This is a genomic window from Streptomyces inhibens, from assembly GCF_022221585.1.
GTDB lineage: Bacteria > Actinomycetota > Actinomycetes > Streptomycetales > Streptomycetaceae > Streptomyces > Streptomyces inhibens.
In genome coordinates this window covers 2,165,739-2,189,368 of record NZ_CP084681.1, presented here as the reverse complement: position 1 = coordinate 2,189,368, position 23,630 = coordinate 2,165,739, and the positions used below count along the sequence as shown (strand labels likewise).

The following is a 23,630-nucleotide window of genomic DNA, read 5'->3' as shown; positions in this document are numbered from 1 at the left end:
CGCCGCGTCCCCTTCGATCGGGGGCGCGGCGCCGCCTGCTGTCGGTTCAAGGCCGGCCGGCCGCTACGACGCCTGTCGTGAGCCGGTGGCCGCGCGCTCCGCGTCGCGCTTGGCGACCTCCTCGCGGACGATCGGGATGACATACCGGCCGAAGTCGATGGCGTCGTCGAGCAGGTCGTAGCCGCGGGCCGAGAGGATGTCCACGCCCAGGTCGTAGTAGTCGAGCAGGGCCTGGGCGACGGTCTCCGGGGTGCCGACCAGGGCGGTGGAGTTGCCCGCGCCGCCGGTCTCCGCGGCGGTCGGGGTCCACAGCGCCCGGTCGTGCCGTTCCCCCTCGGCGGCCACCGCGAGCAGCCGCTGCGACCCGGCGTTCTGCGGGTTCGTCAGCGGGTGCCGGCGGCTGAGCGCGCCGCCCGCCTTGCGTGCCTTGATCCGCTCCAGTGTGCGGTGCGCCTTCTCCCAGGCCAGCTCCTCGGTGGGCGCGATGATCGGCCGGAACGCGACCTGGATCCGGGGTACGTCGCTGCGCCCGGCCGCCTGTGCCGCCGCCTTCACCGAGGCGATCTGCTCGGCGGTCTGCGCCAGCGGTTCGCCCCACAGGCAGTAGATGTCCGCCTCGGCGCCGCCCGCCGCGTACGCCGCCGGCGAGGAACCCCCGAACGACACCCGCGGATGCGGCTGTTGGACGGGGAAGGTGTCCGAGACGAAGTCATGGAAGCGGTAGTGGGTGCCCTCGTGGTCGAAGGGCTCGTGGGTGGTCCAGATCTTCTTGACGATGCGGATGTACTCGCGGGTGCGGTCGTAGCGCTCGTCCTTGGTGAGGGTGTCGCCCTCGCGGCCCTGCTCATGGTCGTTGCCGCCGGTGATGAAGTGCACGGCGAGCCGGCCGTCGCTGATCCGGTCCAGGGTGGCGAAGGTCTTCGCGGCGAACGTCGGATAGGAGACGTTGGGGCGGTGGGCCACCAGGAGTTGCAGGGTCTCGGTGCGCGCGGCGATATAGGCGGCGGCCGGTGACGGGTCGGGGGAGCCGGAGCCGTAGGCGAACAGCACCCGGTCCCAGCCGTACTCCTCATGGGCGCGGGCCAGCTTGAGTGTGTAGTCCTTGTCGAAGGACGCGCCGGAGCGCGGGGAGACTTCGGAACCGTCGTTGGTCGCGGCAATGCCGAGGAACTCGACAGGCATGGGTGTGGCCTCGTCTTCTCGTAGGACATGCGCTGTGGGCATGCGGCCGTACGGAAGAGCCGTACGGCGGGGGAGGGGGCGCTACGGAGAAGTCAGTGGCAACAGGAGGCCGACCACACTCGACCGAAGTCGATGTGGTCGCGGGTGACCAGCCGCTGCTGAGGACGCATGAGGTCAGTGGAACAGGTAGATGTATGTGCCGTCAACCAATTGCCGGACGGTGCCGCGGAGTTCGTGGGGCCGGGTGAGCGGGTGTTGCGGGCGGGACGGTTGATGGAGGATGCCGCCATGAGTGTGACAAGCGGCGAAAAAGCCACCCCCGTGCGGCGCTTCGGAAAGCTCATCAAACTGCGCCCGGAACACCGCGAACAGTATCTGCGCCTGCATGCGGAGGCCTGGCCGGAGGTGCTCGCGACGATCACCGCCTGCAATCTCCGTAACTACTCGATCTTCCTTGAGGGCGAGGTGCTGTTCTCGTACGTCGAGTACATCGGCGACGACTACGCCGCCGACATGGCCAAGATGGCCGCCGACCCCGTGACCCAGCGGTGGTGGCGGCTCACCGACCCCTGCCAGGAGCAGACCGAGGGCGCCGTACCGGGGGAGTGGTGGACACCGATGCGGGAGGTCTTCCACCACGACTAGGAGCCCGTACGAGATGGCCCGGGTGCCGCGGGCCCGCCCGCCTTCTGCCCGTCGCCCTCGCCGGTGCCGTCGAACAGATGGAGGGTGATGCCGACCGGTGCCTTGAAGGCGTTGCGTCCGAACGAGCGGTAGAGCCCGGCGTCGGTGCGCAGTCCGAGGAAGTGCTCGGTGCGGTAGTCGATGACCGCGTCCAGCGGGTCCACGCCCGGCAGTTCGACGCGCAGCCGGTCGCCCACGGCCATCGTGTCGGTGACGCCCAGCGCGCGCAGCAGCACCGCGAACCCGTCGGGGGTGACCGAGGCCGCCGGGCCCTGGATGTCGGCGCCTCGGTGGATGTGGTGGGCCCGGGCGCCGGGTGGTCCGGTGCGGGCTCGTCCGCGGGGCGGGTGATGCTGGGGTGCAGGGCGACGATCAGCCGGCGCTGCCGGCCGCGAGCGGAGAGCTGGTCCGGCGCGCGGCCGGGGTCGGGCGCGACGGCGGACAGTGCGGCGGGCGAGATCAAGGAACGAAAAGTTGTCGGTTCTCCTCGGCCCCGGGCGCCCCGGCCTGCCGAAGGTCGGGGCGCCGGCGCGCCCGGAGGCGGACGCCCGCGCGGATGCCGATGAAGAGCAGTACGCCGATGGGGGAGAGCAGCACGGTCAGCACCAGCAGCGGCCCCATCACCAGCGGATGGATCCCCAGTGCGCGGGCCTCCCGGTACATCCACTGCCCCAGGAACAGATCCCATGCGATCACCTGCGCCCAGATCGCGCCGGCCCCGCCACCGAGCCGCAGCAACTCCTGGAAGCCCGCCAGATCCGGGCGGCTGACGGCGGCCCACAACTGCGGGAACACCGGGACGGCCAGGGCGAGATAGACCGCGATGACCGGCACCATCGGAAGGGGTGAGGCGGCGATCCGGTCGGTCCAGCGCCAACCGGGCGCCAGGATCAGCAGCGCCCAGAACGGCGCCGCGAGAAAGAAGGCCAGATCGAAGAGGGTGCTGCTCGTCATGCCGTCAACTCCGTAGGGGACGTGGGGGATTGAGTGGACTGGGCGTCGCCTTCGTCGTCGGCGGGTGCGGGCCGTCGCAGCGCCGCGTACGTGCCGATCGAGGTGGCCGCAACGAGGGCCGCGAGCGCGCCGAGCGTTGCCCCGTCCGGGTGGACCAGTGCCTGGCCGCGCAGCGCCTGCCAGGTCACCAGCGTCAGCAGCGCGGTGAGGAAGCCGGCCGCGACCAGCACCAGGCGCAGTCGTACCCGATCGCTCCGCAGCCGGGTGAAGCGCCCGGCCAGCGACTCGATCCCGTACAGGAACAGGGGCAGCGCCTGGAGGGCGTGCATGCCGACGAAGTGCGGGATACGCAGATCGCCGCCGGTGGTGTTCCAGCCGGTCAGCGGCATGGCCGGGCCGCCGTCCGGGACGCCGACGCTGTGTGCGCCGACCACGGTGTGCAGACCGCCCGCGGCCTGCTGCTCCGGGGTGGGCCCCAGCATCAGCGCGCCGAGCGCCAGTCCGACCAGCGCGAGCAGCAGGCCGAGCCGGATCGCCCAGGTGGTGGCCCGGTCGCCCAGCCGGGCCCGGAACAGCAGGATCGCGATCACGAGGGTGGCCGTCCACAGGACCGCGATGGTGATTCCCATGATGGCGAACAGGGCCTGGTCCAGCGGGGTTTCGGCGTTGAAGTGGCTGCGTCGGCCGCGGATGGTCTGTGCCGTGATGATGGCCATCTCGGCGACTCCGGCGACCACGACGGTGTGTGCGGCCCACTCGCCGACCCGGCTCCGGCCGGCGCGCCGGGAGAGCATCCAGGCGAGCGTCAGCCCGTAGGCGACGAACGACACCGCGAACTTGAACGGCTTGAACCAGATCGGTGAGCCGACCAGGACCCGGTCGTCGACGATCATCCCGACCGCCGCGACGACCGCGAGTGCGGCCATCGCCCAGGAGAAGGCGAGCAGCGAACGATATCTGGACATACGGGTCCCCCAGCGGAATAGATAGTAGCGCTTACTGCTATCTGATAGCTGGACTATCTATGATGGGGACCGGATTGGCAAGGCCGGGAGAGAGCGGGGGCGCCCGGTATGTACGGAGCGGCGGGATATGGGCCCGGCGCGGGAAAGGGCGGCAGATGCGCATCGGGGAGTTGAGTCGCGAGACGGGTGTCGCGATCCCGACGATCAAGTACTACGTCCGCGAGGGGCTGTTGCCCGCGGGCCGGCTGACCAGCCCCAACCAGGCCAGCTACGACGACAGTCACGTCCGCAGGCTGCGGCTGATCCGCGGGCTGATGGACGTCGGGGGGCTTTCGGTCTCGGTCGTCCGCGAGGTGCTGGCCGCCGTCGACTCACCGGAGGAGTCGGTGCACAAGGTGCTCGGCGCGGCGCAGCACGCCATCACCCCGCCGCCCGTCGCCGAGCCGGAGGGCATGCCGGAGGTGCGGCGGAAGGTGGCGGAGATGATCCGCCGGCGCGGCTGGCAGGTCGAGCCGGAACATCCGTCCGCCGAGGCGCTGGCCGTCGCGCTGGCCACCTTCCGTGGCATCGGGCACGGCGAGTTCGAGGAGATCGTGGACGACTACGCGGAGGCCTGTGAGCGGGTGGCCGCCGCCGATCTGGCGTGGGTGGGGCGCAATGCGGAGGTCGACGGGCTGGTGGAGAGCGTCGTGGTGGGGACCGTGCTGGGGGACGCGGTGCTCTCGGCGATGCGCCGGCTCGCGCATGTGGATGCCTCGGCCCGCCGGTTCGAGGAGGCCGAGGATGGTGGCGCGGCCCCGGGTGCCGGCGCCGAGGATGGTGGCGCGGCCCCGGGTACCGGCGGCCGATAACGCGCGCTACCTGGAGGGTCTTCGGTCGTGGTGCGGGTGATCGGGCGGCGGGGCCGCCGCCCGGGAGGAGCCCGCTTCCTGGGGCAGGGTCAGGAGGCCGCCGCCGTGGCGGACTCCTGCTCGGCCTCGACCTGCTGGTTCCAGTCACGCTTGGCGGCCTGCCAGCCGTCCTCGTCGTGGCCGGTGCGCCAGTAGCCGGAGATGGACAGGGCCTCGCGGGGGATCCCCCGCTCGACGCGGAGCAGCCGGCGCAGTTCCTTCACAAAGCCGGCCTCGCCATGGACGAACGCCTGGACCTGGCCGGCCGGGAACTCCAACGCCCGTACGGCGGCGACCAGTTCACGGCCGACGGGGGCGCCGCCACGGTACAGCCAGCTGATCTCGGTACCGGCCGGAACCTCCAGTTCCTGGCGCTCCTCCGGGCCCGCCACCTCGATGAAGGCGTGCACGGGAACGCCCGCGGGTATGCGGGCCAGCGAGGCCGCGATGGCCGGAAGTGCGCTCTCGTCGCCCGCCAGCAGATGCCAGTCGGCGCCGGCCTCCGGGACGTATGCACCGCCGGGGCCGAGAAGGAAGATCTCCTCGCCCGGCTGTACGGCCGCCGCCCACGGCCCGGCCAGGCCCTCGTCGCCGTGCACCACGAAGTCCACGGTCAGCTCGCCGGTCCCGGCGTCCCAGGCGCGGACGGTGTACGTACGGGTCCGGGGCCACCGGTCGCGCGGGAACTCCGCACGGATCTGTGCGATGTCGAACGGCTCGGGGTAGTCCACGCCGGGCAGCGGAAAGACCAGCTTGACGTAGTGGTCGGAGTACTCGCCCGCGGCGAACTCCGCCAGCCCCTCACCGCCGAGCACCACACGGACCATGTGCGGGGTGAGCTGCTCGGTGCGCTGCACCCGGGCGCGGTGCAGTGCGGGCTTCTTGCGGGACGGACGCTCTGCTGCCACGGCAATCTCCCCTGACGCGATGGTAATTAGGTATACCTAACCTAACAGGTCATCGGCCAAGGGTGAGGAGCAGCCGCTGCAAGGCCCCGCCGAGACCCCACTGTCCGGCCAGCGCCTCCAGGCGCTCGGGATCGGCCGGTTCGGCCGGCAGCGTGTGGTCGACCTCGGGAACCGGCACATCGGTGGCCACCTTGACGACCTTGGGGGCGACCGCAAGGTAGGGGCGCGCCTCCAGCAGGCGCTTGCGCTGGACGGGGGTCACCTTCGACGTGGGGTCGTCGGCCGCGGCCATGATGCCCGCCAGGTCGCCGTAGGTGGCCAGCAGCTTGGCGGCGGTCTTCTCGCCGATGCCGGGTACGCCGGGCAGGCCGTCGCTGGGGTCGCCGCGCAGCAGCGCCAGATCGGCGTAGCCGGGCCCGTCCACCCCGTACTTCTCGCGCAGCAGCGCCTCGTCGGTGATCTGCAGGGTGCCGACGCCCTTGAGGGGATAGAGGATGCGGATGCCGCGCCGGTCGTCGACGAGCTGGAAGAGGTCGCGGTCGCCGGTGACGATGTCGACCGGGCCCTTCGCCCCTGCGGTCAGGGTGCCGATGATGTCGTCGGCCTCGTAGCCGGCCGAGCCGATACGGGCGATACCGAGCGCGTCCAGGACGTCCTCGATGATCGGAACCTGCGGCGAGAGAGTGTCCGGAATCTCTTCCTCGTCGGGCTCGGCGGAGCCGGCCGGGGCCTCCTCGGCGACCCGGTGCGCCTTGTAGGAGGGGATCAGATCGACCCGCCACTGCGGGCGCCAGTCGAAGTCCATGCAGGCGACCAGGTCATCGGGGTGGTGGTCCTGGACGAGCCGGGCGATGAAGTCCAGCAGACCGCGTACCGCGTTCACCGGGGTGCCGTCCGGAGCCTTGACCGATTCCGGTACCCCGAAATAGGCGCGGAAGTAGAGGGAGGCGGTATCGAGGAGCATCAGGCGTCGAGTCACATCCCGCATGATGCCGTATGCCCCATACGTCACACAGATGTGAGCTGAATCACCGTCGTGTTTGAGCCCCATAAAGGAGGGCAGGCGCGCAGCCGGAGCGGACCCGGTCGAGATTCAACATTTCCACCGGTAAAGGCGGGCCGAACCCGTCCCGCTCCACGACCTGTCTACGGGGGTGGCAGGTCGTTTCTCGTGCGACAAGAGAGGTATATGTGTCCAGGCTGCAAGCCGAGCACCTGTACAAAGTGTTCGGCAGACGACCCGAGGACGCGGTCCAGCGGCTCGAAGCCGGCGCCGACCGGGATGAGCTGCGGGCGGAAGGCACCACCGCCGCGGTGATCGACGCCTCGATCGAGGTGGACGAGGGCCAGATTTTCGTCGTCATGGGCCTGTCCGGATCCGGCAAGTCCACGCTGCTGCGCATGCTCAACGGGCTGCTGGAGCCGACCGCGGGAACCGTCCGGTTCGACGGCCAGGACCTCACCTCGCTCAGCGACAAGGAACTGCGCAAGGTCCGCTCCGAGAAGATCTCCATGGTCTTCCAGCACTTCGCGCTCTTCCCGCACCGCAGTGTGCTGGAGAACGCCGCCTACGGGCTGGAGGTCCAGGGAGTACCGCGCGCCGAGCGTGAGCGGCGCGCCACCGAGGCGCTGGAGCTCACCGGTCTCAAGGGCTGGGAGAAGTCCTGGCCCGACGAGCTGTCCGGCGGTATGCAGCAGCGCGTGGGCCTGGCCCGGGCGCTGGCCACCAACGCCGATCTGCTGCTGATGGACGAGTCCTTCAGCGCGCTCGACCCGCTGATCCGCCGCGATATGCAGGACCAGCTGCTCGAACTGCAGAAGACCCTCAAGAAGACCATCGTCTTCATCACCCACGACCTCAACGAGGCGATGCGCCTCGGCGACAAGATCGCGGTGATGCGGGACGGCCGGATCGTACAGATCGGCAGCGCCGAGGACATCCTCGTCACACCGGCCAACGACTATGTCGCCTCCTTCACCCAGGACGTGGACCGCACCCGGGTGCTGACCGCCGGCGCGATCATGGCCGAGGTCGGCACCGTGCTCGGCAGCACGACCCCGGACGGCAAGAAGCTCGGCACCGGCGCGGAGTTCCGCGCCGCCGCGCCCGCGACGGTCGGCGTCGACACCCCCCTCGTCGAGCTGTTCACCCCCTCCTCGACCAGCACCGTGCCGGTCGCCGTGATCGACGCGAACGGCGAACTGGTCGGTGCCGTGGCGGCCGAGCGGCTGCTCGCCGTCCTCGGTGAGCCCGCCGACCAGGGCGCGACTCCTGGCGTCCCCGCCCAGGCCGCGGCCGCGGACGGTACGGCGGCCCAGCTCGACAAGAAGCCGGCGGAGGACGGGCCCGTGGACGACAAGCCCGAGGACAAGGTGATCGCCGGTGCCTAGGATCCAGATAGGCAGCTGGGCGAATGACGCCGTCAACTGGCTGCGCGACAACCTCGACTGGCTGTTCACCCTCATCACAAAGGTCCTGAACGGCCTCTACGACGCGATTCACACGGTCCTGGCCGCGCCCGAACCGCTGCTGCTGGCCGGCATCCTCGCGGTGCTCGCCTGGTGGCTGCGCGGTCTGCCGGCCGCCCTGCTCACCTTCCTCGGGTTCGCCCTGATCGATTCGATCGAACAGTGGGGCCCGACCATCGAGTCGCTCTCGCTGGTGCTGGTGGCCTGCCTGATCACCGTCGTGATCGCGGTGCCGCTCGGTATCTGGGCGGCCCGCAGCCGGGTCGTCGGCGGGGCGCTGCGCCCGGTCCTGGACCTGATGCAGACGATGCCGGCGATGGTCTACCTCATCCCCGGCATCCTCTTCTTCGGCCTCGGTGTCGTCCCCGGCATCGTCGCCACCATCGTCTTCTCCATGCCGCCCGCGGTCCGGATGACGGAGCTCGGCATCCGGCAGGTCGACCCGGAACTGGTCGAGGCGGCCGAGGCGTTCGGCACCCACCCGCGGAGCACGCTCTTCCGTGTGCAGCTGCCGCTGGCGCTGCCCACGATCATGGCCGGTATCAACCAGGTCATCATGCTGGCGCTGTCCATGGTCGTCATCGCCGGCATGGTCGGCGGCGGCGGTCTCGGCTCCTCCGTCTACAACGCGATCAGCTCGGTCAATGTGGCCCTGGGCGCCGAGGCCGGCCTCGCGGTCGTCATCCTCGCCATGTACCTGGACCGGATGACCGGCGCGCTCAACCAGCGGGTCTCCCCGCTCGGCCGGCGGGCGCTGGCCAAGGCGCAGGCGGCGCTCGGCGGGGTGAAGTTCCTGCAGTGGCGGCCCGCCACCTCCGTGGCGATGGTCGGTGTGGTCGTGCTCGCGCTGCTCGCCGGCGGTATGGGCATGTTCGGCAAGGGCGGCGGTCGGGCCGGCGGCGGCAACGGCCGTCCGATCAGCCTCGGCTACGTCAACTGGGACGAGGGCAAGGCCACCACGTATCTGTGGAAGGAAATCCTCGAGGAGCGCGGCTACAAGTCCACGGTGCAGGCCCTGGAGGCCGGCCCGCTGTTCGCCGGGCAGGCACGCGGTGACATCGACGTACAGACCAACGCCTGGCTGCCGACGACCCACGCCTCGTACTGGAAGAAGTACAAGGACAAGCTGGAGGACCTCGGCGCCTGGTACGACAAGACCTCCCTGGAGATCGCGGTCCCGTCCTACATGAAGGACGTCAAGACCCTCGACGACCTCAAGGGCAAGGGCGGCGAGTTCGGCGGCAAGATCACCGGCATCGAGCCGGGCGCCGGCGAGATGAAGATCCTCAAGGAGAAGGTGCTCAAGGACTACGGCCTGGGCGGCGAGTACAAGGTCCAGGAGTCCTCCACCGCATCCATGCTCAGCGAGCTGGACCGCTCCCTGCACGCCAAGAAGCCGATCGCGGTCACGCTGTGGTCGCCGCACTGGGCGTACGACAAGTACCCGCTCACCAAGCTCAAGGACCCCAAGGGCTCCTTCGGCTCCGGTGACGGCCTGCACCTGCTGGGCCGTAAGGGCTTCGCCAAGGACGAGCCCGAGGTCGCCAAGTGGATGAAGAACTTCCACCTGGACGAGAAGCAGCTCACCAGCCTGGAGAACGACATCAAGGGCGCCGGTGAGGGACATGAGCAGGACGGCGTGCGGACCTGGCTGAAGAAGAACCCCGGCCTGGTCGAGAAGGTCGCGCCGTCCGCCGGTGCCACGTACGCCAAGGGCAAGGACGCGGGCAAGGCGCCGAACATCGGCTACCCCGCGTGGGACGAGGGCATCGCCACCACGTACCTGTGGAAGAACGTCCTGGAGAAGCGCGGCTACAAGCCGAACATCCGTAACCTCGATGTCGGGCCGATGTGGACGGGGCTGTCCACGGGGCAGATCGATGTCGAGACGGACGGCTGGCTGCCGGTCGCGCAGAAGCAGTACTGGGACACGTACAAGAAGGATCTTGTCGATGTCGGGCCCTGGTACGACAAGACCTCGCTGGAGATCGCGGTCCCGTCCTACGTCAAGGGCGTGAAGACCCTCGACGATCTGCGCGAGCACAAGGACGAGTTCAAGGGCAAGATCATCGGGATCGAGCCGGGTACCGGCGAGATGAAGCGCCTCAAGGACACCGTGGCGCCCGCGTACGGACTGCAGGACTTCGAGGTCACCTCGGCCGGCACCAGCGCGATGCTCGCGGAGCTGGACCGGGCGTACCACAAGAAGGAGCCCATCGCGGTCGTGCTGTGGTCGCCGCACTGGGCGTACAGCAAGTACCAGCTCACCAAGCTCGCCGACCCCAAGGGCACCTGGGGCGCCAACAACCAGATCAAGACGCTCGGCAACAAGAGCTTCCCGAAGAAGTTCCCGGAGTTCCACGGCTGGCTGAAGAACTGGAAGATGAGCGCCGAGGAGCTCGGCAGCCTGGAGCAGGACATCCAGGATGCCGGCAAGGGCCAGGAGAACACGGGCGTCGAGAAGTGGATCGCCGACCATCCGGGCATCGTGGACAAGATGGCCCCGGTGAAGTAGCGGCCTACGGCGCGTAGTTCACCCGTGGTGCGACGAGCCCCGCCTCCGGTATGGCCGGACGGCGGGGCTCGCTGTGTGCGGACCCGTCCGCGGGCCGGCGGCACCGTCCGTCACGGACCGCCGGCGCGGGATCGCCCGACCGGGCGCGTTTGCGTCGCGGCGCGATCGAAGGGGTGATTCGCTGCTGTTTATCCCGGTTCTTCCTTGTGGTTGCCGCCGTCGCGGCCGGCGAAGGAGATGGTCGTGAAACCCGCACGCACAGCCGCCGTTGCCCTGATCAGCGTCACCACCTTGGGCATCGCCGCGCCCGTCGCATCGGCTCAGGTCGAGCCGAATCCGATGGTGGCCGGTCAACGGGTGAGCATCAGTGACGACCGGCAGTGCGCTCCGGCCGGTGCCGCGCGGGCGGCCTCGACGCTGTTCGGCTCGGTGGTGCTGCGGCCGGGCGAACGCGGGATGGCCGCCCGTGCCAGGGTCGCCGAGCGGGCGACGCCGGGCCGGTACAAGGTGACCATCGAATGTGCGCCCGGTGGAGCGCGGTTCACCGAGACCGTCACCGTGCGGGGCGGCCGGGGCGAAGGGGTGAACACGGCCCAGGCGGCAGGGGGTCTGGCGCTCCTCGTGCTGGCCGGCGGAGCGGCGTACGGGCTGCGCCGTGGTGTCATCGGGCGGTCCTGAGCGGCGCGGGCGCGTACCGTTGACGGATGCGTGTGATCTCCCTGGTGCCCTCCCTCACCGAGGCGGTGGCCGTCTGTGCGCCCGAGCTGCTGGTCGGGGCCACCGACTGGTGCAGCCATCCGGCCGGGCTGGAGGTGCCACGTATCGGCGGTACGAAGAACCCCGACACCGGGAAGATCGCCGCTCTGGCGCCCGACCTTGTGATCGCCAACGAGGAGGAGAACCGTCCGCAGGACCTGGCTGCGCTGCGGGCGGCCGGGCTGAACGTCATGGTGACCGAGGTCCGCAACCTGGAACAGGCGGTGTCCGAGTTGGCGCGCGTTCTGGTGCGGGGCTGTGGGCTGGCCAGGCCCGACTGGCTGGACGCCGCGGAGACCGCCTGGCGCGAGCTGCCGGTGCCGGCGGCCGAGCGGGCCGCGGTGGTGCCGATCTGGCGGCGGCCGTGGATGGTGCTGGGGCGGGACACCTTTGCCGGTGATCTCCTGGCCCGCCTCGGGGTGCGGAACGTCTACGCCGGGCATGCCGACCGCTATCCGCGCATCCCGCTGGACGAACTCCGGGCCTGCCCCGCGGATCTCGTCGTCCTGCCCGATGAGCCGTACCGCTTCGGCGCGGACGACGGGCCCGAGGCGTTTCCCTCGCTGCCCGCCGCGCTGGTCAGCGGCCGGTATCTGACCTGGTACGGGCCGTCGCTGCTGCGGGCCCCGGGCGTGCTGTCACAGGCGCTGGCCGGGGCCGGGTAGGTGTGCGGGTACGCCCTACGCCCGGACCGGCTGCGGCTGCGGCGGCGCCAGCAGCCGGCCGTGCGCCAGACCGGATGCGGTGCGGGTGCCGGCCACCGCCACCGCCGTCACCAGGACGGTGAACAGGCCCACGGCGAGCCAGTGGAACGCGTCCAGTCCGGTGTGCCGTGCCAGGCCCGCCGCACCGGTGACACAGGTGCCGATCGGGAAGGTGAAGCCCCACCAGGTCATCGCGAAGCCCATACCGCCCCGGAAGGCGCGCACCACCATCGCGGTGGCGATCGCCAGCCACAGCAGGGCGAAGCCCGTCACGGGGACGCCGTAGAGCACCGCGAAGGCGCTCATGGCGTGTGCGTACGAGGTGTCGACGACTCCGGTCGCGGCGTCGGCGAGGTTGTTCACCGCGGTGGTGGACTGGCCCAGCGGGCCGAGGACGAGGAACAGGGTCGGGGTCAGCGCGAGCGGCAGCGGCCCGTGGTGGATCAGCCGGTTCAGGACGAGCGGCAGTACGAGCAGGGTGGCCAGCAGCGATATGCCGAACAGTGCGTAGCAGGCCAGCAGGAGGGCCAGGCGCCACTGGCCGGCCGGCAGATGCGGGATCAGGGCCGGGCCGAGCGCGGCCGAGACCATGGGGGCGACCAGCGGCAGGATCCAGACCGGGGTGGCGCTGCCCGGTTCGATGCGGTGCCGGGTCACCATCAGGTACGGGATGGTCGCGGCGCCCACGAGTCCGACGACGGTGCCCAGGGTCCACAGCACGACGTCCGCGGCGAGCGCGGCGGGTTCACCGATCAGGTCCCGGCCGACCGCGAGGGTGCCGCCGCCGACCGCCAGCAGGGCCATGGCCAGGCACCCGTAGAAGGGGGCGACGGTCGGATCCAGCAGGTGGCGGCGCGCCTGGTCGCCGTGCCGGACCCAGTGCACGGTCCGGGCGGCCAGCAGGGTCAGCAACATCAGCGCCGACAGCGCCCAGACGACCTGGTAGGCGGTGCGCAGGCCGGGGGCGGTGAGCGGCAGGGCCGCACCGGCGTTGGCGACGATCGCCGTGCCCATGACGGCGGCGTACCAGTTCGGACCCAGATGGCGAACCGAGGCCGGGGTACGGGGAGCTACGGGGCCGGCGGCGGGCGTGCTGCGGGAAGGTGCTTGCGCGAGGGTTGCCATGGGAACAGCGTCGTCGCCCCGAACCGTCCCCACCAGGGACATCGCGTCTATGAGGGCATAAGCTGGGGTTATGTGCAGGGGGATGGAGCAGGAGAACGAGGGGCCGACCGATGAGTGAGGCCGAGCCCGCGGCCGTACCGCTGTCGCACCGGGTCCCGGACCTCGGTGCGCTGGAGCTGCTGATCGCCGTCGCCCGGCTCGGCAGCCTGGGGCGGGCCGCCCGGGCGCGGGGGATCTCCCAGCCCGCCGCCAGCAGCCGTATCCGCTCGATGGAGCGGCAGTTGGGGGTGGCGCTGGTCGAACGCTCGCCGCGCGGATCCCGGCTCACCGACGCCGGGGCGCTGGTGACGGACTGGGCGCGGCGGGTGGTGGAGGCGGCCGAGGCGTTCGACGCGGGCGCACAGGCGCTGCGCGGGCGGCGCGACTCCCGGCTGCGGGTCGCGGCCAGCATGACGATCGCCGAGTATCTGCTGCCGGGCTGGCTGATCGCGCTGCGGGCGCAGCGGCCCGGGACCGCCGTATCGCTGCACGCGGGGAACTCCCGCGTGGTCGCCGAGCGGCTGCTGGGCGGCGAGGCGGACCTCGGTTTCGTGGAGGGGCTGGATGTGCCGTCGGGGCTGGACGGGGCGGTCATCGGACACGACCGGCTGGTCGTGGTCGCCGCCCCGTCCCACCCCTGGACCCGGCGCCGTACGGAGCTGACCGCCGCGGAACTGGCCGAGACCCCGCTGATCCTGCGCGAGCGCGGTTCCGGTACCCGCCAGGTGCTGGACGCGGCGCTCGGCGGGCACGGCGGGCTGGCCGAGCCGCTCCTCGAACTCGCCTCGACCACCGCGGTGAAGGCGGCCGTGGTGAGCGAGGCGGCCCCTTCCGTGCTCAGTGAGCTCGCCGTCGGCGAGGAGCTGACCGCGCGCCGGCTGGTCGAGATTCCGGTGCGCGGACTGCGTCTAGGCCGCGATCTGCGGGCCGTGTGGCCGACCGGTCAGCGGCCCGTGGGCCCGGCCCGCGACCTGCTGGGGCTGACCCGCGGGGGCTGAGGTCTCAGCCCGCGGGGGTGGCGTACGACCTCATGCCTCGATGATGTGCGCCGACCGGCGCGCCGCGGCCACCAGCGCGTCCATGACGCGGGTGTCGTCCCCGGCCTCCGGGTGCCACTGCACGGCGAGTGTGAAGCCGTACGCCTCGGGCAGCTCCAGCGCCTCGATGGTGCCGTCCTCCGCGTACGCCGAGGCCAGCAGCCCGCGGCCGAGCCGGTCCACCGCCTGGTGGTGGTACGTCGGTACGGAGACCGGCTCGGGCAGGGTGCGGCCCAGCAGCGTGCCGGGCACCGGCTTGATGTCGTGCCGTCCGAAGACTCCGGGCGGCCCGGCGTGCCCGTCGAGGTGCTGGACGAGGGTGCCGCCCAGCACCACGTTCAGCAGCTGCAGTCCGCGGCAGATGCCCAGCAGGGGTACGCCGCCCGCCAACGCGGCCTCGATCAGGGCCAGTTCCCAGGCGTCCCGGTCCAGGGCGGGCGGGCCGGTCTTGGGGTGCGGCTCCGCGCCGTAGCGTGACGGCTGCACATCCGCGCCACCGGCGATCACCAGCCCGTCCAGGCGGGCCACGGTCGCCGCGGCGCTGTCCGGGTCACCCGGCGGCAGCAGCGCGGGCAGCCCGCCCGAGCGCTGCACCAGCTTCGGATAGCCGGCCGGTACCAGCGCGGCGGGCAGCGTCCAGACGCCCCAGCGGGCCTCTTCCTGATATGTGCTGATGCCGATGAGCGGCTGGGACATCGGGTGTCGTCCTCCGTGCGTGCGATGCGGGTCGGTCGGCGCCGGCCGGGAGGACCCGGCCGGCGGCAGAACGGTTTACGGCAAGAGGGTTGTGGCTAGTCGCGTTCGAGCTCGGCCTCCGCCGCCGCCAGCGCCGCGAACTCCTCCTCGGGCGCCGAGGCCACCAGCCGGTGCCGGGAGTAGAAGGCGAAGTAGGCCAGCGCCACCACGTACACGCCGAGGGCGATGAAGGCGGCGTCCTTGTCGACCAGGAACGTCGCCACCAGCGCCGAGCAGGCCAGTACGAAGGCGACGGTCGAGGTCAGCGCGCCGCCCGGGGTGCGGTAGGGGCGGTGCAGACCGGGCTCGCGGCGGCGCAGCACGATGTGCGAGAGGGCCATCAGCGCATAGGAGATGGTGGCGCCGAAGACCGCGACATTGAGCATCCGGGCGCCGTCGCCGGTGGCCGCGGCGAGCGCGAAGCCGAGCGCGCCGGGCACCAGCAGACCCAGGTAGGGGGCCTTGCGGCGGCTGGTCAGGGACAGGAAGCGGGGCAGATAGCCGGCCCGGGAGAGCGCGAAGAGCTGGCGTGAACCGGCGAAGATGAGGGAGAAGAAGGACGCCACCAGGCCCGCGAGACCGGCGTAGTTGACGATCCGGCCGATGGTGGTCGGCTTGCCGTGCGGCTGCAGCGCCTGGACCAGCGGATCGCCCACCGACTGGATCGCGGCGCTGCCGCGCGCCCCGGTCGCGGCGACAAAGGTGATCAGCGCGAGCAGCAGCAGAATGCCCATCGCGGCGGCCATCGCCCTGGGCAGCGAGCGAGCCGGGTCCTTGGTCTCCTCGGCCGCCAGCGGTACGCCCTCGACGCCGAGGAAGAACCACATGCCGAACGGGAACGACGCCAAGATCCCCAGAATGCCGAACGGCAGCCAGGAGCTGGCCCCGAAGGCGCCGGCCTCGACGGGGATGTCGTTGAGCGCGTCGACATGGAAGTCGGTCAGCGCGGCGACCGCGAAGACGATGATCGCGGCGACCGCGATGGCGGTGACGATCAGGCTGAAGCGCAGCGCCTCGCCCACGCCCCACAGATGGATCCCGATGAAGATCACAAAGCAGGCGAGATAGACCGGCCAGCTGGAGTGCAGGCCGAACAGGCCGAGCGATTCGACATAGTCACCGATGAAGATGGAGATCGCGGCCGGGGCCAGTACATATTCGATCAGGATCGCGGTGCCGGTGAGGAAACCGCCCCAGGTGCCCAGCGCACGCCGGGCGAAGCCGTAACCGCCGCCCGCGGTCGGCAGGATCGAGGCCAGCTCCGCCAGCGCGAAGACCAGACAGGTGTACATCAGGCCCATCAGGACGGCCGCGATGGCCAGGCCTCCGAAGCCGCCCTGTGCCAGGCCGTTGTTCCAGCCCGAGAAGTCGCCGGAGACGACGTAGGCGACGCCCAGGCCGGTCAGCAGCAGCGGTCCCGCGCTGCCGCGGCGCAGTGTCCGCCGTTCAAGGTAGGTCTCGTCGGGCGATGCGGTGCCGCCCGGTGTGGTGCCACCCGAGGACGGGGTGGGCGGTGCGGTCTGCGATTCCGTGCTGTCGGCCATGAGCCGCTCCTGCCTCGCCGAGGGGGGAAATCGAGCAAAGGTTCAGCGGCATACCTTTGCTCTCGCTGCCGCTCCAGCGCAAGACCCGTGCGTAAAAGAATGGTTAACGCAGGCCCACGGCGTCGGCCGGGCGCTCATGGCGCCGGAGCGGTCAGGAAGCCGCGCAGCAGCGCCGCGGTCCCGCAGCAGTGCTCGCGCATCACCTCGCGCGCACCGTCCGCATCACCCTCCAGCACCGCCTCCACCAGCGCGCTGTGCTGGGTCTGGGAGTGCTCCAGGTTCCGTACCAGGAGCGGAATGCAGTCCAGGAGGTCGTTCACGCTCGCCCGGACCGCCGCGTACTGCGCGGCCAGCGAGGGCGAGCCGGACAGCTCCGCCAGCGTCAGATGCAGCAGGGTGTCGCGCCTGCGGTAGTCCGCCAGCGGCGCGTCCTGGGTCGCCGCCAGCGCCGCCCGCAGCCGGTCACTCTGCTCGTCGGTCAGCCCGTGGGCCGCGCACAGCCCGGCCGCGCCCACCTCCAGCACCTCCCGGAAGCGCAGCGTGTCCTCGACGTCGATCTTCTCGATCCGGCGCCGCAGCTCGGCCTCGCCCGGATTCTCCGTACGCCCCCGGACGAATGTGCCGCCGTAGCGCCCGCGCCGGCTCTCCACCAGGCCCTCGTCCTGGAGCACCTTCAGCACCTCGCGCAGGGTGACCCGGCTGATCTGCAGCCGCTCCGCCAACTCCCGCTCCGCGGGCAGCCGTTCGCCCTGGGGTACCAGGCCGAGCCGGACGATCTGGAGTATCTGCTCCAGAGCCTCCTCGAAACCGTTGCCCGCGCGCACCGGCCGCAGCACGGGTGCCAGCCGGTCAGCCGCACCGTCCATCGATACCCCTTCCCAATCAATGGTTCGTGTGCCTACCTTATGACCTCCGGATGCAGTGACAGGAGGCAACACCGTGGCAGACCGCACGCCCCCACTCTCCGTCGAGGAGCTCAGAGTCCTCGTCGACGCCGGGGAGATCGACACTGTCGTCCTCGCCTTCACCGATATGCAAGGCAGGCTCCAGGGCAAGCGGTTCGCGGCCCGATATTTCCTCGACACCGTCCTCGAACACGGCACGGAGGGCTGCAACTACCTCCTCGCCGTCGATGTCGACCTCAACACCGTCGACGGCTACGCCATGTCCTCCTGGGAACGCGGCTACGGCGACTTCGCGATGCACGCCGATACGGCCACCCTGCGCCGCACCCCCTGGAACGCCGGCACCGCCCTGATCACCGCCGACCTCGCCTGGCACGACGGCTCGCCGGTCGTCGCCTCGCCCCGGCAGATCCTGCGCCGCCAGCTCGACCGTCTCGCCGAGCACGGCTGGAGCGCCCACGCCGGCACCGAGCTGGAGTTCATGCTCTTCAAGGACACCTACGAGGACGCCTGGGCGCGCGGCTACCGCCAGATGAACCCGGCCAACCAGTACAACGGCGACTACTCCGTCCTGGGCACCGGCCGCGTCGAGCCCGTACTGCGCCGTATCCGCAACGAAATGGGCGCGGCCGGCATGACCGTCGAGTCCGCCAAGGGCGAGTGCAACCTGGGCCAGCACGAGATCGTCTTCGTCTACGACGAGGCGCTCACCACCTGCGACCAGCACAGCATCTACAAGACGGGTGCCAAGGAGATCGCCTCCCAGGAGGGCATGTCGCTCACCTTCATGGCGAAGTACGACGAGCGCGAGGGCAACTCCTGTCATATCCACCTCTCGCTCCAGGACGCGGAGGGCCGGCCGGTGCTGGCCGACGAGAGCGGCCCGTACGGCATGTCGAAGACCATGCGGCACTTCCTGGCCGGCCAGCTCGCCGCGATGCGCGATTTCACGCTCTTCTACGCGCCCAACATCAACTCCTACAAGCGCTTCCGCCCCGGTTCCTTCGCGCCCACCGCCGTCGCCTGGGGACCCGACAACCGCACCTGCGCCCTGCGGGTGGTCGGCCACGGCCGCGCGCACCGTCTGGAGAACCGCCTGCCCGGCGGCGATGTGAACCCCTACCTCGCGGTCGCCGCCATGGTCGCGGCCGGCCTGTACGGCATAGAGCACGAGCTGGAGCTCCCCGAGGCCACCACCGGCAACGCCTACGCCGGCGACGCCGCACACGTCCCCACGACCCTGCGCGAGGCCGCCGAACTGTGGGAGAACAGCCCGATCGCCCGGGAGGCCTTCGGCGACGAGGTGGTCGACCACTACCGCCACATGGCCCGCGTCGAACAGGACGCCTACGACGCCGCCGTCACGGACTGGGAGCGCTTCCGCTCCTTCGAGCGCATGTAAGGAACGCTGTGCTGCACGAGCTGAACATCCTCAATCCGGCCACCGAGGAGGTGGTGGCCACCGTCCCCACCACCTCCCCCGAACAGGTCGACGCCGCGGTCCGGCGGGCCGCCGCGGCCCAGGAGGCCTGGGCCGCGGTGGCACCCGGCGACCGGGCCCGCATCCTGCGCCGCTTCGCCGACGTCGTCGACGCGAACATCTCCGCGCTCGCCGAACTCGAACTGCGCGAGGCCGGCCACCCGTTGGGCAACGCGCAGTGGGAAGCGGGCAACGTCCGCGATCTGCTGCACTACGCAGCGGGGGGAGTGGAGCGCCTGACCGGTACGCAGATCCCGGTCGCCGGCGGCCTGAACATCACCGTCCAGGAACCGCTCGGCGTGGTCGCCGTCATCGCCCCCTGGAACTTCCCGATGCCGATCGCCGCCTGGGGCACCGCCCCCGCACTCGCGGCCGGCAACGCCGTCCTCCTCAAGCCCGCCGAGACCACCCCGCTCACCGCGCTGCGGCTCGCCGAGCTGGCCCTGGAGGCAGGCCTGCCCGAGGGCCTCTTCCAGGTCCTGCCCGGCGAGGGCCCGGTCACCGGCACCGCGCTCGTCGACCACCCGGGCGTCGCCAAGGTCGTCTTCACCGGCTCCACCGCCACCGGACGGCAGATCGCCGCCCGCTGCGCGGCACAGACCAAGCGGCTCACCCTCGAACTCGGCGGCAAGAGCCCCAACATCGTCTTCGCCGACGCCGACATCGAGGCCGCCGCGGCCGCCGCCCCCGGCTCCTTCCTCGACAACACCGGCCAGGACTGCTGCGCCCGCAGCCGCATCCTGGTCCAGCGGACGGTCTACGACCGCTTCATGGAGCTGCTGGAGCCCGCCGTCAAGGCGTTCACCGTCGGCGACCCGGCCGATCCGGCGACGCAGATGGGCCCGCTGATCTCCGCCGCCCAGCGCGAGCGCGTACGGTCCTACGTTCCCGAGGACGCCCCGGCCGCCATCCGCGGCGAGGCGCCCGCCGGCAAGGGCTTCTGGTACCCGGCCACCGTCCTGGAAGGGCGCCCCGACGACCGTACGGCCGTCGAGGAGATCTTCGGCCCGGTCGCCGTCGTCATCCCCTTCGACGACGAGGCCGACGCGGTACGGATCGCCAACGCGACGGACTACGGCCTGTCCGGCTCGCTGTGGACCCGCGATGTCGGCCGTGCGCTGCGCGTCTCGCGCGCCGTCGCGGCCGGCAACCTCTCCGTCAACTCCCACAGCAGTGTGCGCTATTGGACCCCCTTCGGAGGGTTCAAGCAGTCCGGCCTCGGCCGCGAACTGGGCCCGGACGCACTGACCGCCTTCACCGAGACCAAGAACATCTTCATCAGCACCGAGATCAGCACCCAGAACAGCACCGAGGAGAGCAAGTGACCGACCAGACCGCAGTGTGCCGCCGCCTCGTCGGCCGTACCGCCGTGATCACCGGAGCCGGCAGCGGCATCGGCCTGGCCACCGCCCGCCGACTCGCCTCCGAAGGCGCCAACGTCGTGTGCGCCGACATCGACGAGACCGCGGGCAAGGCCGCCGCCGAAGAGGTCGGCGGCACCTTCGTCCAGGTCGATGTGACCGACTCCGAGCAGGTCGAGGCGCTCTACAAGACCGCCTTCGACACCTACGGCTCGGTCGACATCGCCTTCAACAACGCCGGTATCTCCCCGCCCGACGACGACTCGATCCTCACCACCGGCCTGGACGCCTGGAGGCGCGTCCAGGAGGTCAACCTCACCTCGGTCTACCTCTGCTGCAAGCACGCGCTGCCCTACATGCAGCGCCAGGGCAAGGGCTCCATCATCAACACCGCGTCCTTCGTGGCCGTGATGGGCGCCGCCACCTCCCAGATCAGCTACACCGCTTCCAAGGGCGGCGTGCTGTCCATGTCCCGCGAACTGGGCGTGCAGTTCGCCCGCGAGGGCATCCGGGTCAACGCCCTGTGCCCGGGACCGGTCAACACCCCGCTGCTGAAGGAGCTGTTCGCCAAGGACCCCGAGCGTGCCGCGCGCCGCCTGGTGCATGTCCCGGTCGGCCGGTTCGCCGAGCCCGAGGAGATCGCCTCCGCCGTCGCCTTCCTCGCCAGCGACGACTCCTCGTTCGTCAACGCCGCCGAATTCCTGGTCGACGGCGGTATCGCGGGCGCGTACGTCACCCCGCTGTAAACGCTTGTTGTTCACTTCCGCGTAAGCGCATTGGCGGTCGGACGTCGCTCGACGCCCGGCCGCCATGCGTTAGCGTCCGCCTTCGGTTCTTCGTTCGACAGGAGTGCGTTCCATGCTCAACAAGCGTCGCTGGCTGGCAGCTGGTGCTGCCCTCGCGGTCGTGGGAGGCGGCGTCGCGGCCGCCCAGACGGCCTCGGCGGGCCCGGCTCCGCGTCACTGTCCGACCCTTCACGTGTCCACAGGCTGGTACGGCGAGAACCGTGCCAAGCTGCAGAAAATGATCGACGAGCAGGGCAGCTGCTCCGGCTCCGACGGCGCGCAGCCGGTCGCGACCTTCGACTGGGACAACACCGTCGTCAAGAACGACATCTCCGACGCCACGCTGGCCTGGATGCTGAAGCACGACAAGGTGCTCCGGCCCACCAGCTGGAAGGCCACCAACAAGTGGCTGACCGACGATGCCGCTGCCGCGCTCACCAAGGCGTGCGGCACGTCCGTGCCTGCCGGGCGTCCGCTGCCGACGTCGACCGACACCGACTGCACCGACGAGATCCTGGATGTCTACAACGACGAGAAGACCTCCGGTGGCAAGGAAGCGTTCGCGGGGGAGTGGAACCACCGGCGCACGGTGCCCTCCTACGTCTGGATCACCCAGCTGTTCGCCGGGCACAGCCCGGACGCCCTGACCTCGTTTGCCGCCAAGGCGCGCAAGGAGAACCTCGCCGCACCGATCGGTACGCAGCAAACGGTCGGCACGCACAAGTGGGCCGGATACGTGCGCTACTACGACCAGCAGCGCGACCTCATCCGCACCCTCAAGAAGGCCGGCTTCGACGTCTGGATCGTCTCCGCGTCCGCCGAGCCGCTGGTACAGGCCTGGGCACCCGGCGTGGGCATCGACCGCGACCACGTCATCGGCATCCGCAACCTCGTCAGCGACGGCCGGCTCACCACCGGCGTCCAGGGCTGCGGCGACGTCAAGGACACCAACGGCGAGGTCCTGACGTACATCGACGGCAAGCGCTGCTGGATCAACCAGGAGATCTTCCACGTCAAGGGCGCCAAGGCCTGGCAGCAGCAGGACCGCGCGCACCGCGCCGCCTTCGCGGCGGGCGACGCCGAGACCGATGTGACGTTCGTCGGCGACGCCACCGCGGGGCATCTGGCCATCAACCGCAACAAGCCCGAACTGATGTGCCGCGCGTACGACAACAGCGACGGCCACTGGCTCGTCAACCCGATGTTCATCGAGCCGAAGAAGCGCAAGGCCGACGGGTACCCGTGCTCGACCACCGGCTACACCAAGCCGGACGGCACCCTCGGCCCGGTCCTCCGCCCCGACGGCTCGGTGGTCCCCGACCAGCAGGACACCGTGTACTGAGCACACCGGGAGGGCCACGCCCGGTCAGAGAAAGGCGTGGCCCTCCCCCCGGTACGTCGGGACCGTCGCCACCACCCGGTCCCCGTCGATCAGCCGCAGCTCCGTGAACCGCTCACACAGCTCACCGGCCTTCGCATGCCGGAACCACACCTTGTCGCCGATCGCCAGCCCGTCCGCGGCCGGCCCCAGCAGCGGCGTCTGCACCTCACCGGGCCCCTCCTGCGGGTCGTAGCGCAGCCCGGCCGGCAGATACGGCACCGGCAGCCGGTCGGGGCCCGCCACACCCGACGCCGGATAGCCGCCGCCCAGCACCGTCACCACGCCGGGTCCCGGCCGGCGCACCACCGGCTGGGCGAACAGCGCCGCCGGACGCCCGCTGAACGAACGGAAGTTGTCGAACAGCCGCGGCACATACAGCCCCGAGCCGGCCGCGATCTCGGTGACCGCCGCCTCCGCCGCGGTGTGCTGCACACTGCCGGTCCCGCCGCCGTTGACGAACTCCAGCCGCGGCGCCACCGCCCGCACCGCCCGTACGGCCTCCCAGCGTCGCCGCGCCAGCTCCTTGCGGGCCGCCGCCTGCATCAACCGGATCGCCCGGGAGAACACCGGCTTCCCGGCGACCTCGTCGCCCACCCCCGCCACATGACCCTCGTACGCCATCAGCCCCACCAGCCGGAAGCCGGGGCGGCGCACCACCACCCGGGCCAGCGCGGCCAGTTGGGCGGGCTCCCGCAGCGGCGACCGCCGGGCACCGACCCGCACCTTCCCGCCCGCCAGACGGTAGGAGGTGTCCAGTTCCAGGCACACCCGCACCTCCTCGCCCCCTCCGCCGGCCGGCCGGGCCGCGTCGATCAGATCCAGCTGCGCCGGATCGTCGACCATCACCGTCACCGCGGCCGCGAGCTTCGGGTCGGCGGTCAGCTCGGCGAAGCCCGCCCGGTCCACCGACGGATACGCCAGCAGGACGTCGGTGAATCCCGAGCGCGCCAGCCACAGCGACTCGGCCAGCGTGAAACTCATGATCCCCGCGAAGCCGTCGCGCGCCAGCACCCGCTCCAGCAGGGCCCGGCAGCGCACCGACTTGCTCGCCACCCGGATCGGCTTGCCCTTCGAGCGGCGCACCAGATCGTCCGCGTTGGCGTCGAAGGCCGCCAGGTCGACGACGGCCAGGGGCGCGTCGAAAGGTGCGGTGGCCCGGTCGAATCGGGCTTTGTCGCCATACGCGTCGGCTGTGTACTGGGACATGGCCG

General features: G+C 70.9%; 22 protein-coding genes. 11 read left to right on the top strand and 11 right to left on the bottom strand.

The window, feature by feature from the left end; translation table 11 throughout:
- Window positions 1–63: 63 nt before the first annotated feature.
- The gene (locus KI385_RS10215) at window positions 64–1,182 is read right to left on the bottom strand and encodes an LLM class flavin-dependent oxidoreductase (protein WP_238571876.1); all 1,119 of its coding nucleotides are present in this window, start codon (window positions 1,180–1,182) and stop codon (window positions 64–66) included.
- Window positions 1,183–1,470: 288 nt separating this feature from the next.
- Here KI385_RS10215 and KI385_RS10210 point away from each other — a divergent pair, with 288 nt between their 5' ends.
- The gene (locus KI385_RS10210) at window positions 1,471–1,827 is read left to right on the top strand and encodes an L-rhamnose mutarotase (protein WP_238571875.1); all 357 of its coding nucleotides are present in this window, start codon (window positions 1,471–1,473) and stop codon (window positions 1,825–1,827) included.
- On the opposite strand, the gene KI385_RS10205 is transcribed toward KI385_RS10210, so the two are convergent.
- The 3 genes from KI385_RS10205 to KI385_RS10195 form a co-directional block, all read right to left on the bottom strand.
- Entirely contained in the window at window positions 1,824–2,102 is a 279-nt protein-coding gene (locus tag KI385_RS10205; RefSeq protein WP_238571874.1) for a hypothetical protein, read from the bottom strand. The two genes, KI385_RS10210 and KI385_RS10205, sit on opposite strands and share 4 nt — an antisense overlap.
- 223 nt (window positions 2,103–2,325) lie before the next feature.
- Window positions 2,326–2,820, bottom strand: a complete 495-nt coding sequence (locus KI385_RS10200; RefSeq protein WP_238571873.1) for an ABA4-like family protein — start codon at window positions 2,818–2,820, stop codon at window positions 2,326–2,328.
- A complete protein-coding gene (locus KI385_RS10195) occupies window positions 2,817–3,746 on the bottom strand; it encodes a hypothetical protein (protein WP_238577644.1) in 930 nt (309 codons plus the stop codon). Before KI385_RS10195 ends, KI385_RS10200 begins: the two co-directional genes overlap by 4 nt.
- A 194-nt stretch (window positions 3,747–3,940) precedes the next feature.
- Between KI385_RS10195 and KI385_RS10190 the strand changes: the two genes are divergently transcribed.
- Entirely contained in the window at window positions 3,941–4,636 is a 696-nt protein-coding gene (locus tag KI385_RS10190) for a MerR family transcriptional regulator (RefSeq protein ID WP_238571872.1), read from the top strand.
- A gap of 89 nt (window positions 4,637–4,725) precedes the next feature.
- On the opposite strand, the gene KI385_RS10185 is transcribed toward KI385_RS10190, so the two are convergent.
- Window positions 4,726–5,583, bottom strand: coding sequence for a siderophore-interacting protein (locus KI385_RS10185; protein ID WP_238571871.1), 858 nt, complete (start codon window positions 5,581–5,583; stop codon window positions 4,726–4,728).
- 49 nt (window positions 5,584–5,632) lie between these two features.
- The gene (locus KI385_RS10180; protein WP_238577643.1) at window positions 5,633–6,547 is read right to left on the bottom strand and encodes a 5'-3' exonuclease; all 915 of its coding nucleotides are present in this window, start codon (window positions 6,545–6,547) and stop codon (window positions 5,633–5,635) included.
- Window positions 6,548–6,774: 227 nt separating this feature from the next.
- On the opposite strand from KI385_RS10180, the gene KI385_RS10175 reads away from it, so the two are divergent.
- The 4 genes from KI385_RS10175 to KI385_RS10160 all read left to right on the top strand — a co-directional run bounded on the left by KI385_RS10175 (window position 6,775) and on the right by KI385_RS10160 (window position 11,988).
- Entirely contained in the window at window positions 6,775–7,974 is a 1,200-nt protein-coding gene (locus KI385_RS10175; RefSeq protein ID WP_238571870.1) for a quaternary amine ABC transporter ATP-binding protein, read from the top strand.
- The gene (locus KI385_RS10170) at window positions 7,967–10,567 is read left to right on the top strand and encodes an ABC transporter permease/substrate binding protein (RefSeq protein ID WP_238571869.1); all 2,601 of its coding nucleotides are present in this window, start codon (window positions 7,967–7,969) and stop codon (window positions 10,565–10,567) included. Before KI385_RS10175 ends, KI385_RS10170 begins: the two co-directional genes overlap by 8 nt.
- 237 nt (window positions 10,568–10,804) lie before the next feature.
- A complete protein-coding gene (locus tag KI385_RS10165) occupies window positions 10,805–11,245 on the top strand; it encodes a hypothetical protein (RefSeq protein WP_238571868.1) in 441 nt (146 codons plus the stop codon).
- A 26-nt stretch (window positions 11,246–11,271) separates the two neighbouring features.
- Complete coding sequence (locus KI385_RS10160; RefSeq protein ID WP_238571867.1) at window positions 11,272–11,988, top strand: helical backbone metal receptor; 717 nt, start codon at window positions 11,272–11,274, stop codon at window positions 11,986–11,988.
- A 15-nt stretch (window positions 11,989–12,003) separates the two neighbouring features.
- Here the strand turns inward: KI385_RS10160 and KI385_RS10155 are convergent, their stop codons facing one another.
- Window positions 12,004–13,152, bottom strand: coding sequence for a TDT family transporter (locus KI385_RS10155; protein WP_238571866.1), 1,149 nt, complete (start codon window positions 13,150–13,152; stop codon window positions 12,004–12,006).
- Window positions 13,153–13,262: 110 nt separating this feature from the next.
- Here KI385_RS10155 and KI385_RS10150 point away from each other — a divergent pair, with 110 nt between their 5' ends.
- Window positions 13,263–14,189, top strand: coding sequence for a LysR family transcriptional regulator (locus KI385_RS10150; RefSeq protein WP_238571865.1), 927 nt, complete (start codon window positions 13,263–13,265; stop codon window positions 14,187–14,189).
- A gap of 30 nt (window positions 14,190–14,219) precedes the next feature.
- On the opposite strand, the gene KI385_RS10145 is transcribed toward KI385_RS10150, so the two are convergent.
- The 3 genes from KI385_RS10145 to KI385_RS10135 form a co-directional block, all read right to left on the bottom strand.
- The gene (locus KI385_RS10145; protein WP_128509735.1) at window positions 14,220–14,924 is read right to left on the bottom strand and encodes a gamma-glutamyl-gamma-aminobutyrate hydrolase family protein; all 705 of its coding nucleotides are present in this window, start codon (window positions 14,922–14,924) and stop codon (window positions 14,220–14,222) included.
- A 95-nt stretch (window positions 14,925–15,019) separates the two neighbouring features.
- Window positions 15,020–16,507: an ethanolamine permease gene (gene eat / locus KI385_RS10140; protein ID WP_238571864.1), complete on the bottom strand. Its 1,488-nt coding sequence runs from the start codon at window positions 16,505–16,507 to the stop codon at window positions 15,020–15,022.
- A 134-nt stretch (window positions 16,508–16,641) separates the two neighbouring features.
- Entirely contained in the window at window positions 16,642–17,373 is a 732-nt protein-coding gene (locus KI385_RS10135) for a FadR/GntR family transcriptional regulator (RefSeq protein WP_238571863.1), read from the bottom strand.
- A gap of 73 nt (window positions 17,374–17,446) precedes the next feature.
- Here KI385_RS10135 and KI385_RS10130 point away from each other — a divergent pair, with 73 nt between their 5' ends.
- The 4 genes from KI385_RS10130 (at window position 17,447) to KI385_RS10115 (ending at window position 22,380) form a co-directional block, all read left to right on the top strand.
- Window positions 17,447–18,814, top strand: coding sequence for a glutamine synthetase family protein (locus tag KI385_RS10130; protein WP_238571862.1), 1,368 nt, complete (start codon window positions 17,447–17,449; stop codon window positions 18,812–18,814).
- 8 nt (window positions 18,815–18,822) lie between these two features.
- Complete coding sequence (locus KI385_RS10125) at window positions 18,823–20,217, top strand: aldehyde dehydrogenase family protein (RefSeq protein WP_238571861.1); 1,395 nt, start codon at window positions 18,823–18,825, stop codon at window positions 20,215–20,217.
- A complete protein-coding gene (locus KI385_RS10120) occupies window positions 20,214–20,999 on the top strand; it encodes a 3-oxoacyl-ACP reductase (RefSeq protein ID WP_238571860.1) in 786 nt (261 codons plus the stop codon). The genes KI385_RS10125 and KI385_RS10120 overlap by 4 nt, the downstream gene beginning before the upstream one ends.
- 112 nt (window positions 21,000–21,111) lie before the next feature.
- Complete coding sequence (locus KI385_RS10115; RefSeq protein WP_238571859.1) at window positions 21,112–22,380, top strand: haloacid dehalogenase-like hydrolase; 1,269 nt, start codon at window positions 21,112–21,114, stop codon at window positions 22,378–22,380.
- 24 nt (window positions 22,381–22,404) lie between these two features.
- On the opposite strand, the gene KI385_RS10110 is transcribed toward KI385_RS10115, so the two are convergent.
- Window positions 22,405–23,625 carry an amino acid deaminase/aldolase gene (locus KI385_RS10110; protein WP_238571858.1) on the bottom strand — a complete coding sequence of 407 codons (1,221 nt, stop codon included), beginning with the start codon at window positions 23,623–23,625 and terminating at the stop codon, window positions 22,405–22,407.
- Between the last annotated feature and the right edge of the window lie 5 nt (window positions 23,626–23,630).